The following is a 14,431-nucleotide window of genomic DNA, read 5'->3' as shown; positions in this document are numbered from 1 at the left end:
CTCTTTAGAGCGGTTAGTGAGGTGTGGATTCTGAGGAGCCGGAGTAGGTCCACACTTTATGAATAAGATAGGTGATGATGGGCAATATAACGACGACCATCAGCACTCGAATATAGCTGTTCCAGTCGGAGAACAGCTCGCTTATCGCTTGTGAAATCATCAGTGCGCCAAATTGCACCATAAAAAACCTTAGTGCATTGCGAAGATTTACTTCTTGCCTGAACACCAACACTGTCTGCGCGAAGTAGGAGAACATAAAAGCGATTGAGAAGCCGAGAATATTGGCGTACAGCACATTGTCTTTTACTAAGTGGATAAAGCTAAACGCGACAACAATATGGATCGCTGTCGCCATTCCGCCCGTCAGGGCGAAACGGACAAGACGGTACTCAAGCAGTCGGTCTAACATTGACTTCATGTTTACTGACTCGAATCATCATTTTGCTGTTTGATTGCGCTCGGCGAGCCAATACTATCTTCTTCAATGATATAGGTGGGCCTACGCTTCGACTCCATGTAGAGACGCCCTATGTATTCACCCATAACGCCAATACCGATAAGCTGCACACCACCAAGGAATAGCATAATGGTGATGGTCGAGGCATAACCAGGAGCATCAATACCGTAGATAAGGGTCTTTATTACCGTGAAACTGCCGTAGATGAAGGCAAGTGCCGAGATGAACGAGCCAATATAGAGCCAAATACGCAGCGGCGCAGTGCTGAAGCTGGTAATGCCATCAAGAGCAAAGTTCCACAGTTTCCAACCATTAAAACTGGTTTCACCGGCTTCGCGTGCTTCACGCTTGTATTCAACCACGGCGGTTTTAAAACCAACCCAAGAGAAGATACCTTTCATAAAACGCTGGTTTTCGGGTAGCAACTGAATGGCATTGACCACTCGACGGTTAATGAGACGAAAATCACCCACGTTCTCGGGAATGTCGACCTGAGCAACCGCATTATGAAACTTATAAAACATCTCAGCGGTAAACTTTTTCGCCCAAGAATCTGTGCTGCGATCGGCTCGTTTTGCGACAACCACGTCATAGCCTTCTTGCCATTTCTCAAGAAAGTCATGAATGAGTTCAGGTGGATCTTGCAGATCAGCATCGATCGGGATCAATACTTCGCCGCGCGCAAGGTCAATACCAGCGGTTAATGCCGCTTCTTTACCGAAGTTTCTCGATAGGTTAACGACACGAATGTGCCCATCTTGCTGTTGAAGCTCTTTAATCACTGACAGCGTATTGTCTTTACTACCATCGTTGATAAGAATCACCTCATAGTCATACTCAGTTTGCTGTAAAACCGTGGTGATGCGTTCCATAAACAAGCCCACCACTTGCTCTTCGTTGTAGCAAGGGCAGATGATGGAGATGGTCGGGTTGTGTTCTGTCATTCGGTTTCTCTAATTTGGTCGATGCCATTTAAGCAGCGCGTTAAATTCAGCTTTTTCTTTTGCTCGAACATTTGCATGGCTTCAGGGCCTTGCTGTTTCTCTTTGTGGTAGAGATGGAATAGGGCACAGCGCCCGAGTACCGTTTTAGGTTTAAGCCCCCACTTTTCTAAGCGCCACACGAGGTCGGTTTCTTCCATGCCGTAGCCTTCGTAATCCGCATCAAAGCCATTTACTTCAAGCAGAGCATGACGTGGCACGGCTAGGTTAGCACCAATAGCCCCTCGAGGTTTTCGGTTCCAATATTTAAGGATAGGTTCTGGAAACCTGATAGCCATTTCTGGTCGCTTTAACCCTTTTTTTAGTGCTTGGCTTAACAGCCAAAATACGGATTCGGTCTGCTTTAAAGCCACGTTATGTTCACGGATAAGCTGACTAGCACCTTGGTACAAGTCGACTCTACGACCAAATAGCATGGTGTCGCGACCAAGCCTTTGTCGATAATCTTCGATAAAGTACTGTGAAGGGATGCAATCGTTGTCCGTCATGATAATAAAGTCACACTGTGAACTGGCAATGGCTTTGTTTAACGCCAGTGCTCGACGGTAGCCTTTGTCTTCTTGCCAAAGGTGGCGAATATTCAAGCCAAGAGCACGATAGACATCCACTAGGGCTTTCACTTCTGGTCCTGAACCATCGTCAGTCACACAAAGAGAAAAGTCGGTATCGGTTTGACGCAAATACCCCTCGAACACCAATCGCATATCTCGCACATTGTTGTAGGCGGCCATGATGACTTCAATGGTCGCACTGTTGTCCGTGTTGTCGTAATGCTTAGCAGACATAACCGCTTAATAATCCTGATTCTTGAAAACTGGCTGCTCTATGGTTTTGATATAGCCTCTAGAGCAAATGGTTTGATGTACTATAACTTAGCGATAACCATATCGGGTTCGAGCTGTTTTAAGCAATTCATATGCCCCAGAGGACACTCACGCTTAAAGCACGGTCGACACTCTATATCAGTATTTACGATCTGTACACGCTCACCGAGAGGAGGTGTATAGTCTGGTGAGCTCGAGCCATAAATTGCCACTATATTACACCCCACGGCTGCCGATACGTGCATGAGCCCGGAATCGTTACTGATCACGGTATTGCAAGCCGCCAGTAAATCCACCGCTTCAATAAGCGAAGTGTTACCCGCCACGTTATAACAATGTTGCTGCGCCTCTGGCGTCAGAGCATTGCGAATTTTTTCCGTCACTTCGCGATCTTTTGCCGAGCCGAATAGCCAAACTTGGTTACCATTGTCTATGGCATGTTGTGCTACCTTGGCGTAGTGCGCATCTGGCCAGCGTTTCGCTGGACCAAACTCAGCACCAGGACACATGCCAATCGCCACTCTGTCGTTGGTTAGCGAGAACTTCGCCAGCGTTTGTTTTTGAACACGCTCATCCACCGATAGCTTAGGTCGCGGGCAGGTCTCCAAGCGTACTTCATCCAACATGGCGTCTTTTGGACTCGCGAGTGCGACAAATCGTTCCACATAATATTGAAAAATACGTTTGTTAGGGCGTAAGTCTGTGAGCAAGCCATAACGACTCTCGCCTTTCCAGCCGATTCGATTAGGGATACCCGCAAACAGTGGTATTAACGCAGACTTTGCAGAGTTGGGTAGTACATAGGCGTGCGTATAGCCTTGCTGCTTGAGCTGTCTGCCAATTCGCCAACGCCCTTTTAAATCAAAAGCACCATGCCCAATAGGCATTTCAATCGAGCGATTCACTTGCGGCATTCTGGCAAGAATCGGTTCGCACCAGGCAGGAGCAAGCACATCAATAGTCGCATCTGGGTAGCGTGTTTTGAGCTCAATGTAGAGACTTTGCGACATAACCATATCGCCGACCCATGAGGGGCCTATGACTAGGATCTTCATGATTTCACTTTTCTAAATAGGTAATTGCCGCGAACTTTTCGCCACAGACCAAATACATCGGTTTTCGGGAAAATCGCAATACGGCGGATCTGATACGGGTCTTGATGAAACGCCAATGGCCCGGAATTGGTGGCGACCGCATATTGATAGCCCGCTTCCTTGGCAATTTGCTTAGAGGCTTGATTGTGCTCACCAAATGGGTAAGCGAATGAGGTGAGCGTTTTACCCAAGGTTGATTCAAGCGCTTTCTTGTTTTCGACGATTTCAAAACGCTGCTGTTCATCGCTCAAGGTATCAAGTTTCGGGTGAGTGAGGGTGTGACCGCCAATCTCGATGTGCCCAGACTCGGCCAATAGTTTGACTTGCTTTGCATTCATCAGAGGTACAGATTTCTCAGGGTTGGATGGATTCTCAACATCCCAACGATTAAAGGTTTCGCCAGTCACCACGTACACCACTGCTTTAAAGTCATACTTTTGCAAAACTGGAAGCATGAGTTCTAGGTTATCAACGTAACCATCATCGACAGTCAGCATGATATAGCGCTTGTTGGCTTCTAAACGTCTGATGAGGCGGCCATCTTGTAAGTCTTCGAATGTTAACGTCTCAAAGCCCATCTTTTTGAGTAGCGCCATATGCTTATCGAACATATCAATATGCAGATAGGTACCGTGGACGCCTTTGCCACTGTCGTCTTTGATAAAACGGTGGTACATGATGACCGGCATTTCACGCTTGAGCGTCGTAACGTAGACATCTTGGTAAATACGTTCGATATCATCAACGATGTTGGTAAGGCTGTAGTTGCCTCGAATAGTATCGCTGGTGGTTTGCGAGCAATGCGAACTGTTTAGCCCCTTTTCGACCAGAGCAGCAATTTGGGTAAAGTCGATATCGAGATCGACAGGGCCAATATCACCAAAGTTCGTTGCCATGGCGTTATCGACATTGTTTTCATCGACAATGCCAATGCACGTCGCTTCACCAATCGCCAGTGTCGGTCTGCCGCAAAGCAGCGCTTCCATGGCAACTCGGCCAGCACCTATGACTAAATCCGCTTCACCAAGCATGGCTGGTACATCATCGGTGTAGCCCACAAAGTTGACGCTTGATGAAAACCTTTCAAATCGTGACTCAAACTTAGAGCCCGTGACGACTCGAATGTCGTACTTTTCAGCATCCAAACACTCATCGAGTAGGCGATAGCAGAGCTCACCTTTTGGACCGCTTAAGCGACCAACAATGGTGACAACCGGTTTGGTATTTTGCGGGGCGCCCAGCCACTGAAACTTGTCGGTTTCAATACCGTTACGACTGACTTCCATCTGTTCTAATGGTACCGCCAAGTCGTTATGGAGCTGATCACGAATGGCTTCACATACAGGCAGAGCTTTATCGCCCATCGCGTGAAACTTCTTACGGGAGGCGTGCACAGGTTGGCGACCGTGTACGGTTGTGACCATCGGTGTGTTGGTGATTTTACAAGCTACATGACAGCTCCAGCTTGAAGCGCGTGAATGGGCATGCACCAGCTGGATGTTGTGCTTTTTGATGAGATAAATCAGATAGCCCACGTGCCAAAAACGGCGCGGCACACTGCGCTTATTAAAACGCAGTGAGAAAAAATCGCCGTTGTGTGGCTTGGTTAGGGTGTCAGAGACATAAAACACATTATGGCCCCGAGCTGTCAGTTCATTACCTACCGTAGTAGCGTAAACCTCAGCCCCAGTCACTTCGAGTTGGGACAGAGCCATAAGAATGTTCATTTAAAATATATCTCTCTTAGCGGCTTAATCACCTGCGTACGTCATCCCTATATATCCTCGTCATCCTCTCTTACTCCCGTCATCCTCACGAAAGTGAGGATCTCGTAAAGCGAGTGACTTCCTACATAATAACGTTACATCCAAAGCGCACTTAACCTCACAGCGCGCTTCATGAGATCCCCTTTTTCAAGGGGATGACGAGTGTACAGCTTTGATTATTGTGCACGATAAAACCAAAACAAACCGCCATCCTCTCATACTCTCGTCATCCTCACGAAAGTGAGGATCTCGTAAAGCGAGTGATTTGCTTAATAATAACGTTACATCCAAAGCGCACTTAACCTCACAGCGCGCTTCATGAGATCCCCTTTTTCAAGGGGATGACGAGTGTACAGCTTTGATTATTGTGCACGATAAAACCAAAACAAACCGCCATCCTCTCATACTCTCGTCATCCTCACGAAAGTGAGGATCTCGTAAAGCGAGTGACTTGCTTAATAATAACGTTACATCCAAAGCGCACTTAACCTCACAGCGCGCTTCATGAGATCCCCTTTTTCAAGGGGATGACGAGTGTACAGCTTTGATTATTGTGCACGATAAAACCAAAACAAACCGCCATCCTCTCATACTCTCGTCATCCTCACGAAAGTGAGGATCTCGTAAAGCGAGTGACTTGCTTAATAATAACGTTACATCCAAAGCGCACTTAACCTCACAGCGCGCTTCATGAGATCCCCTTTTTCAAGGGGATGACGAGTGTACAGCTTTGATTATTGTGCACGATAAAACCAAAACAAACCGCCATCCTCTCATACTCTCGTCATCCTCACGAAAGTGAGGATCTCGTAAAGCGAGTGACTTGCTTAATAATAACGTTACATCCAAAGCGCACTTAACCTCACAGCGCGCTTCATGAGATCCCCTTTTTCAAGGGGATGACGAGTGTACAGCTTTGATTATTGTGCACGATAAAACCAAAACAAACCGCCATCCTCTCATACTCTCGTCATCCTCACGAAAGTGAGGATCTCGTAAAGCGAGTGACTTGCTTAATAATAACGTTACATCCAAAGCGCACTTAACCTCACAGCGCGCTTCATGAGATCCCCTTTTTCAAGGGGATGACGAGTGTACAGCTTTGATTATTGTGCACGATAAAACCAAAACAAACCGCCATCCTCTCATACTCTCGTCATCCTCACGAAAGTGAGGATCTCGTAAAGCGAGTGACTTGCTTAATAATAACGTTACATCCAAAGCGCACTTAACCTCACAGCGCGCTTCATGAGATCCCCTTTTCAAGGGGATGACGAGTGTACAGCTTTGATTATTGTGCACGATAAAACCAAAACAAACCGCCATCCTCTCATGCTCTCGTCATCCTCACGAAAGTGAGGATCTCGTAAAGCGAGTGACTTGCTTAATAATAACGTTACATCCAAAGCGCACTTAACCTCACAGCGCGCTTCATGAGATCCCCTTTTTCAAGGGGATGACGAGTGTACAGCTTTGATTATTGTGCACGATAAAACCAAAACAAACCGCCATCCTCTCATACTCTCGTCATCCTCACGAAAGTGAGGATCTCGTAAAGCGAGTGACTTGCTTAATAATAACGTTACATCCAAAGCGCACTTAACCTCACAGCGCGCTTCATGAGATCCCCTTTTTCAAGGGGATGACGAGTGTACAGCTTTGATTATTGTGCACGATAAAACCAAAACAAACCGCCATCCTCTCATACTCTCGTCATCCTCACGAAAGTGAGGATCTCGTAAAGCGAGTGACTCGCTTAATCATAACGTTACATCCAAAGCGCACTTAACCTCACAGCGCGCTTCATGAGATCCCCTTTTCAAGGGGATGACGAGTGTACAGCTTTGATTATTGTGCACGATAAAACCAAAACAAACCGCCATCCTCTCATACTCCCGTCATCCTCACGAAAGTGAGGATCTCGTAAAGCGAGTGACTTCCTACATAATAACGTTACATCCAAAGCGCACTTAACCTCACAGCGCGCTTTATGAGATCCCCTTTTTCAAGGGGATGACGTATATGAATGGATAGCGCCACACGTGAGGTTCACTCTATTTAAGGGATGACGAAATTACTTATTCACAATCGCTAAATACTCAGCTACACCCTCAGCAACCGTCTTAAATTCAATATCACAACCCGCTGCGCGCAAGTTAGTCAAGTCAGCTTGGGTAAACTCCTGGTATGCGCCTTTTAGGTGATCAGGGAAAGGAATGTTTTCAATTTCACCTTTACCGTGGTGCTTAATCACAGCACTTGCCACCGCTTCAAAACTTTCAGCGTTGCCAGTGCCACAGTTAAAGATGCCAGATACGCCGTTTTCCAGGAACCAAAGGTTCACGTTTGCCACATCGCCCACGTAAACAAAATCGCGAATAAAGTGTTCACTACCAGCAAACAGTTTTGGGTTCTCACCCGCATTCATTTGGTTGTTAAGGTGGAACGCGACCGACGCCATGCTGCCTTTGTGCTGCTCACGAGGGCCGTAAACGTTGAAGTAACGGAAACCTGTGATTTGAGACAATGTTTCACCATGTGCTTCTGCATCTGCCCATAGGCGACGAACATAGTTATCAAACTGCTGCTTTGAGTAACCGTAAACATTGAGCGCACCTTCATATTGGCGCTCTTCTTTAAATACGGTCGTTTCACCATAAGTTGCTGCAGATGACGCATACAAAAATGGAATTTCACGATCCAAACAGTAATGCAGTAACTCTTTCGAGTACTCATAGTTGTTAAGCATCACGTACTTGCCATCCCACTCCGTCGTTGCAGAGCAAGCGCCTTCATGGAAAACCGCTTCAATTGGACCGAAGTCATCACCCGCCATGACTTGAGTAAGGAAGTCATCACGATCCATGTAATCTGTGATATCTAGGTCAACTAAGTTTTTGAACTTACGCCCATTTTTTAGGTTGTCGACAACCAAAATATCATTCAAGCCAGCTGCGTTAAGTGCCTTGATAATATTGCTGCCAATCATGCCAGCACCACCGGTTACAATGATCATAAAACGTTCCAATTTGAGTGGGATAATGACTTGAAGTATATAAGATTTACGAAGGTGTTCAAAGGAGTTCCTTGGTGGCAAGCGGCGATCACTCAAGTTGACAAACTGTGACCGGGTGCTCAAAAAATATCATTTGTCAGAAAGATGTAAAAATAATACCGTTTACAATGCTTTATACAATGGACTAACATTGAAAGTCAGTGTGTTCAATCAGATGCACTGAATTATCGATAATTGAGTAAAAGGAAATAACCATGAAAAAAATCGCATTAATCATGGCGATTGCAGCAGGTATGGCTAGCCCAGCATTTGCAGAAGCTGAAGGCGGCGCAGCAGGCGCTGGCGCAGGTGGTGCAGCAGCAGGTTCAGCTATGACTGGCGGTATTGTAATTGGTACTGCAGCTGCAGTAGCAGTAGTTGCTGTTGCTTCAGCGGAAGACAACAATGCGACAACAACAACAGTAACTAACACTCAGTAATTGTTGTTTACATGCGCTCTCTTTACATATCGTTTGTAGAGGGGGCGTTATTTTCTTAAAACGGTTATTTTTCTCCACTTTGTCGAGTTGAGTAATATCCAATCTTATGCAGCGCTTATAGCTTGCGCTCAATCTAATGCGGGATGATGTATTGAAGTTTAAATCCACGCTCATTATGTGCTCGTTATTGACGATAACGGCTTGCTCCCAGCGTTTCCAAGACGTAAACGCTACCTTAGCTGAGGCCTTTTTAGGTGCCGATGATGTGGTCATGACGGCTGAAGAAATCAAGGCTCTCCCCTACGCCAGTGCGTACGTTCGAATTAACGATGGCGCCCAGATCTTTGTGGTTTTAGCTTTTGCGGAGCCAAACACGGCGACAGGTGTCACTCAGTATAAATGGATGTCTTCAGACCGTGCTTTGTTTGTCTACGAAAAGGGTAGGTTAGTGAAAACCATAGGTCTCTATGGCGATAACCTCCATGGCGTCACCAGGACAGAGCAAACCGCCAACTCATGGCGAGTGAATTATGATTGGATGCCAGACTACCGTTATGGATATCAGGGCATTGCCAATCGATGGGCTGATGGCAACGAAACCATCAATACCGCTGTTGCAAGCTATCAAACAGAAAAATACAGCGAGCGAGTGCAGTTTGATGCGCTTGACTACCCACTAATCAATGAATACTGGCAAGACAGCGAAACGGGGAAAACCGTCCGCGCTGTAGAGTACATAGGCCCGCAAATGGCCAAAGTCGAATTCACAGTATTAAAACAACCTTCGATGTAATCACTTTGATAGCAACGTCGCTACTAGGCTTTGATCTAGACGCTGATATCGATTAAGGAAACCGCATGTTCTATCACGGATGGCGAAATATTAAATGGTTAAACAGCCGCTTTTTGTCGCGAGTAATGCTGCCGCGAGTATTGGCTTATCCCCTTGTTGTTTTTATTACATTTGCCGCAACTTTCCCTGCGAGCAGTGCCGAGTTATCAATCATGCTGCAGCAGCAGTCGGTTAGGTTGGAGTACCCTCAACCAGCACGACTGGATACGATTCTAAGAGACACCAACAACCAAGCACAGCTCGCGAATGTGCAGTTGGACTATTTGCAAGCTCAGTTATTCTCCCTAGATAAGCAATCGTCTATTGATAGCAAAAAAGTCCAAGTCGTCGCTCAGCTTAAAGCGCTTCAGGCACACGATGCGAGCATTGGTGCATACAAGATTCTAAATCACATCGAAAGTTCGCAATTTCAATACCGTGAGTTCACTTCACTAGACTATGACGAGGTGCAGTCGCTACGAAACGGCAATCCACAATTGGTGGGTCACTATCACCTCAACATTGGCGCTCGCAATAACAAGATAAATTTTTTAGGTGCAGTCGAGCAGCCGGAGAGCATTGTCCATCAAGCACAATGGTTCTTAGCTGATTACTTTAATGCGCTAGGTGGCATTCGCTTGGATAGTGCTAGTCATAGCAGTGCATTCGTCATTCAGCCAGACGGCAAAGTGATGGAGATAGCCTATGGCATATGGAACTTTCAACCTCATTTTTTGGCACCCGGTGCAATAGTCTACGTGCCTTTTAAATCCCTTCCATCAGAATTTTCAAGCCTAAATCAAGACATAGCCGACTTGCTGCGCCACAAGGTGAATCACAATGAATAATAAGCGATTAACGCCTTCAATATTGTCCGCGGCAATCGCCACAGTGTTAAGTACAGTGTCCTATGGTGATGTGTTTGAACCCGCAACATTGTCGCCATCACAATCGGACTTTGGTGGTGTAGGCCTTATGCAAATGCCAACAGGGCGAATGGCTGCGGAAGGGGAAATTAGTATTAATGGTGACTGGACCGAACATTACCATAAATACAACGTTAGCTTGCAGTTGATGCCTTGGTTTGAAACCACCATTCGTTACACCTTGGTGCAGGATTTACTTTATAGCAGCGACCCGAGCTTTAGTGGTGATACCAAATACACAGACAAGGGGATTGATTTTAAGATCCGCTTGTTAGAAGAGGGAGACTACCTGCCAGAAACCTCGGTAGGTTTTAGAGATTTTGGTGGTACCGGGCTGTTCGATGGTGAGTTTGTTGCAGCTACAAAGCGCTTTGGTAATGTCGATTTTACGTTAGGGATGGGCTGGGGTTACCTAGGCACTCGCGATAATATCGCTAACCCGTTTTGTAAAGTAAGTGATGGTTATTGTAGACGCCCTTCAGATACCAAAGGATCTGGTGGTATGGTCGACTATGAACGCTGGTTTAAAGGACCAGCAGCACTGTTCGGCGGCATCGAATACCAAACACCCTGGCAACCGCTGCGTCTCAAACTTGAATATGACTCGAATGACTACTCTCAAGACTTTCCTGTGGTGCGGGCTGGCGTTGACATGACACCAGCCACACCTTGGAACGTTGGTGCGCTGTATCGTGTTGGTGATTGGGGGGATATTCGTGCTAGCTATCAGCGTGGCAATGCCGTTGCATTGGGGGTGACACTTCGCACTAATTTTAACGATACCAAAGCGTATTGGTTGGATGAACCAATGCCAGAACCACGTCCCACCCAAGTCGCCAATAGTGTCGATGAAGTTGATTGGGACAAACTGGCGGGTGAGCTAAATGCGATTGCTGGCTATGATGATGTAGCTATTGTGCGCAGCGGAGATGCGGTAACGATTGTCGGTAAGCAGAAAAAATACCGCGACCGAGACGAGGCGCGCGAGCGAGCCGCACGTATTTTAGCGAATCATCTTCCAGCTAAAATCACCACTTACAACATCATAGAAACCAATCTCAATTTACCGCAAACCGAGACTCAAATTGATGCTAACACATTCAAACAAGTCGCGCAGGAGCAGCCACTAGATCGTCAGCTTACCGACTCGATGTCAGAGAAAGAGATCGAAAGCAATGTCAGCACGGAAACGGCAGCAATAGAATATGACGGCTTTGATCGCTTTCAATACTCGTTTAGACCAACGCTAGCGCAGTCGATAGGCTCTGCAGAGAACTTCTACCTGTATGAGTTGGGTATCGATGGAACGGCTGATGTTTGGGCAACGAAAAATCTCAATCTATCCGGTACGGTGCATTTAAACGTTGTCGATAACTACGACAAGTTTAATTACATTGTCCCGCCAGATGGTACTAACGTACCTAGGGTTCGAACCCTGTTTAGGGCTTATGTGTCTGACAACACCTTATGGGTGAAAAACTTGCAAGCGACGTACTTTCAAGAGTTTGGCAATGGATTTTATGGTCAAGTCTATGGTGGCTACTTAGAAACCATGTTTGCGGGTGCGGGTGGTGAGTTGCTTTATCGTCCTCTAAATCGAAATTGGGCGATCAGCGCCGACATCAACTTAGTATCGCAGCGCGACCCAAGAAGCGCTTTTGGTCTGTTCGACCAAGAAGACCAGAACATCCCAGAGTTCGGCAGGCCATTCAAAGCGGCAGTGAATCAAACCACAGGCTTTGTTACGGGCTACTACATGCCACAGTGGTCATTCCTGGACAGCACGCTATTCAAAGTTGGGTTTGGTCAGTTCCTCGCAGGAGATGTTGGTACTCGTTTGGACTTCTCAAAACAGTTTAAAAGCGGTGTGATTGCTGGCGCTTACGCGAGTTTTACCAACTTGAGTTCAGAGGAGTTTGGTGAAGGTAGCTTTACCAAAGGCTTTTACGTCTCAATACCATTTGACATTATGACGGTCAAACCGAGCGCCAATCGTGCGTTCTTCAACTGGCAGCCGCTAACTCGAGATGGGGGACAGATGCTTGGACGTAAGTATGAGCTATTTAGCGTGACTGATGCTAGATCACCTTGGACGTCGAGACCTAGCAGCGTTGATTAAATCTCTTTTATTCCTTTCTGGCATCGTTTGTTTAATGCTCAATAACCACTCAAATCATTAGTGAATATTCAAACGGTGCCTCAGGAAAGTAGTAAATTTCCATACATAACTTATAGAGATAACATACAGAGAGAACGATAACAGAAACAGAGCCAGCATGATTGACTCACGAACTTGCAATAATTCTCCGGCTATCCCAACAAGTGCGTGTGCTAGAGAAATCCCGCCAATTATGAGTAGGCTCTGGTAACGTCCCATTTTTAGTCGCGTGCAGATATGATGTAAGTGCAGACGATCGGCTGAAAATGGCGAACGTCTGTTTTTCATTCTTCGCAACATCACCATAGCCATATCCATGAGAGGCACCGCAACCAGCCAAAGTGCAGTAACAGGCCGCATAATGGGTTCTGCTGAAGGCTCTCCGGACGTTTTAGTGGCAGCGATCATCAGCCAGATAACGGTAAATCCAATTAGGAAACTGCCAGAGTCACCCATAAATACTCGTAAAGAGCGGTTTGGGATAATATCTAGGTTGCAGATGGCATAAGGTACCATTGCCAAGACAAACAGCAAACAAAAGTAAGTCAGATTCAACTCACCAGAGGCATAGAATATTGCCGCTAGACCAAGAAAAGTAACACTCGCAAGAACGCTCAATAGCCCATCAGCGCCATCGACCATGTTGAATGCAGTAATGCACCCTATCAATGCGACTGCCGTGAACGCAACGCTAAAGCTTTTTATATCCAGCTTGCCGGATCCCGCCAAGTCTCCAAGGTTGTTTATGCTGTGCCCACCAACGTTTGCAAGCCAAATAGCCAAGAAGAGCATCAAGACAAGTCTCAAGCTCGCTGAAATATCATACTTGTCATCGAACATACCGACGAGGACTAAAAGCGCTCCCCCAATAAGGTAGTCATAGCTCATGGGAACGAGTATGGGCTGTGCCAAGCAGATAAAAACAACAGAAACGAACAGAGAAGCGCCACCCACTAGCGGTATTTCACCTGAATGCCTTTTTCTGCTGCATGGGCTATCCACAAAACCATAATGTAAAGCGGCTTTGCGCATTGATAACAGGCTCAAGGTTGATACCGTGAGCACACCAGCTGTCGTTGTAAGCACTACTCGTTCCTTAACGTTGTGTTTTATTATCTTGAGTTATTAACGTGACATCTTTGTGTCACTTTGGCCTGTTGAAGGCTCACTTACTTTATGTAATTGTTTTCTCGAAGATACTCTACGATTTGAATCGCACATTGCTCGATGCTTTTTTCTCCGCACTTTACGTGTATCTCAGGAGCTTTTGGCTCCTCATAAGCCGACGATATACCTGTAAAGTGTTTGATTTCACCTGCTCGAGCTTTCTTGTACAAGCCTTTCGGGTCGCGAGCTTCGCAAATGTCGAGAGGTGTATCAATAAAAATCTCAATAAACTGAGATGAGTCAACAAGATCCCTCGCAATTTTTCTGTCAGAAGTAAAAGGGGAAATAAAGGCAGTTGAAACTATGATACCTGCGTCAACAAAGAGCTTTGCAACTTCACTCACGCGACGGATATTTTCTACTCGATCACTGTCACTAAAACCTAGATCACCATTCAAGCCATGGCGAATATTATCGCCATCTAAGAGGTACGTTTTGATACCTAGATCAAATAACATCTTGTCAACAGCGTTAGCGATCGTTGATTTTCCTGAGCCACTCAGTCCCGTAAACCACAAAATCGCGGGCTTTTGTCCGAGTTGCGACACGCGCTCGTTGTGGCTTACTGAAGCTAGGTGCCAGACGACATCACTTGATTTTTCATTCTGAGTGTCTTTCTCGATATATGGTGAAGTCATAGTTCCTCTTTATAAACTGTTCTATGTGTTACTTTTCCAATCAGTAACATTGTATTTGTTCAAACTTAGTGCG

12 protein-coding genes are annotated in these 14,431 nt (G+C 46.1%); 4 read left to right on the top strand and 8 right to left on the bottom strand.

What is annotated here, in order from left to right:
• Positions 1 to 13 precede the first annotated feature (13 nt).
• From AAA946_RS15290 to rfaD, 6 genes are all read right to left on the bottom strand, one after another.
• Positions 14 to 418: a GtrA family protein gene (locus AAA946_RS15290; RefSeq protein WP_338165588.1), complete on the bottom strand. Its 405-nt coding sequence runs from the start codon at positions 416 to 418 to the stop codon at positions 14 to 16.
• A 2-nt stretch (positions 419 to 420) separates the two neighbouring features.
• The gene (locus AAA946_RS15285; RefSeq protein WP_338165587.1) at positions 421 to 1,401 is read right to left on the bottom strand and encodes a glycosyltransferase family 2 protein; all 981 of its coding nucleotides are present in this window, start codon (positions 1,399 to 1,401) and stop codon (positions 421 to 423) included.
• Positions 1,398 to 2,243, bottom strand: coding sequence for a glycosyltransferase (locus AAA946_RS15280; RefSeq protein ID WP_338165586.1), 846 nt, complete (start codon positions 2,241 to 2,243; stop codon positions 1,398 to 1,400). Before AAA946_RS15280 ends, AAA946_RS15285 begins: the two co-directional genes overlap by 4 nt.
• Before the next feature lie 80 nt (positions 2,244 to 2,323).
• Positions 2,324 to 3,337, bottom strand: a complete 1,014-nt coding sequence (gene waaF / locus AAA946_RS15275) for a lipopolysaccharide heptosyltransferase II (RefSeq protein ID WP_338165585.1) — start codon at positions 3,335 to 3,337, stop codon at positions 2,324 to 2,326.
• Entirely contained in the window at positions 3,334 to 5,103 is a 1,770-nt protein-coding gene (locus tag AAA946_RS15270; protein ID WP_338165584.1) for a polysaccharide deacetylase family protein, read from the bottom strand. Before AAA946_RS15270 ends, waaF begins: the two co-directional genes overlap by 4 nt.
• Positions 5,104 to 7,216: 2,113 nt before the next feature.
• Complete coding sequence (rfaD, locus tag AAA946_RS15265) at positions 7,217 to 8,158, bottom strand: ADP-glyceromanno-heptose 6-epimerase (RefSeq protein ID WP_338165583.1); 942 nt, start codon at positions 8,156 to 8,158, stop codon at positions 7,217 to 7,219.
• A gap of 254 nt (positions 8,159 to 8,412) precedes the next feature.
• Between rfaD and AAA946_RS15260 the strand changes: the two genes are divergently transcribed.
• The 4 genes from AAA946_RS15260 to AAA946_RS15245 all read left to right on the top strand — a co-directional run bounded on the left by AAA946_RS15260 (position 8,413) and on the right by AAA946_RS15245 (position 12,514).
• On the top strand, positions 8,413 to 8,637 hold the full coding sequence (locus AAA946_RS15260) for a hypothetical protein (RefSeq protein WP_112478467.1): 225 nt from the start codon (positions 8,413 to 8,415) through the stop codon (positions 8,635 to 8,637).
• A 151-nt stretch (positions 8,638 to 8,788) separates the two neighbouring features.
• Entirely contained in the window at positions 8,789 to 9,430 is a 642-nt protein-coding gene (locus AAA946_RS15255; protein WP_338165582.1) for a YjbF family lipoprotein, read from the top strand.
• Between the two features lie 65 nt (positions 9,431 to 9,495).
• Positions 9,496 to 10,317, top strand: a complete 822-nt coding sequence (locus AAA946_RS15250) for a capsule biosynthesis GfcC family protein (protein WP_338165581.1) — start codon at positions 9,496 to 9,498, stop codon at positions 10,315 to 10,317.
• Complete coding sequence (locus tag AAA946_RS15245) at positions 10,310 to 12,514, top strand: YjbH domain-containing protein (protein ID WP_338165580.1); 2,205 nt, start codon at positions 10,310 to 10,312, stop codon at positions 12,512 to 12,514. The genes AAA946_RS15250 and AAA946_RS15245 overlap by 8 nt, the downstream gene beginning before the upstream one ends.
• Before the next feature lie 57 nt (positions 12,515 to 12,571).
• Here the strand turns inward: AAA946_RS15245 and wecA are convergent, their stop codons facing one another.
• Positions 12,572 to 13,639, bottom strand: a complete 1,068-nt coding sequence (gene wecA, locus AAA946_RS15240; protein WP_338165579.1) for a UDP-N-acetylglucosamine--undecaprenyl-phosphate N-acetylglucosaminephosphotransferase — start codon at positions 13,637 to 13,639, stop codon at positions 12,572 to 12,574.
• A gap of 83 nt (positions 13,640 to 13,722) precedes the next feature.
• Positions 13,723 to 14,358, bottom strand: a complete 636-nt coding sequence (gene cysC / locus AAA946_RS15235) for an adenylyl-sulfate kinase (RefSeq protein WP_338165578.1) — start codon at positions 14,356 to 14,358, stop codon at positions 13,723 to 13,725.
• Positions 14,359 to 14,431 lie beyond the last annotated feature (73 nt).

The organism is Vibrio sp. 10N, assembly GCF_036245475.1.
Taxonomy (GTDB): domain Bacteria; phylum Pseudomonadota; class Gammaproteobacteria; order Enterobacterales; family Vibrionaceae; genus Vibrio.
Note: the sequence above shows the minus strand (reverse complement) of the source record. Positions and strands in the feature narration are given on the sequence as shown.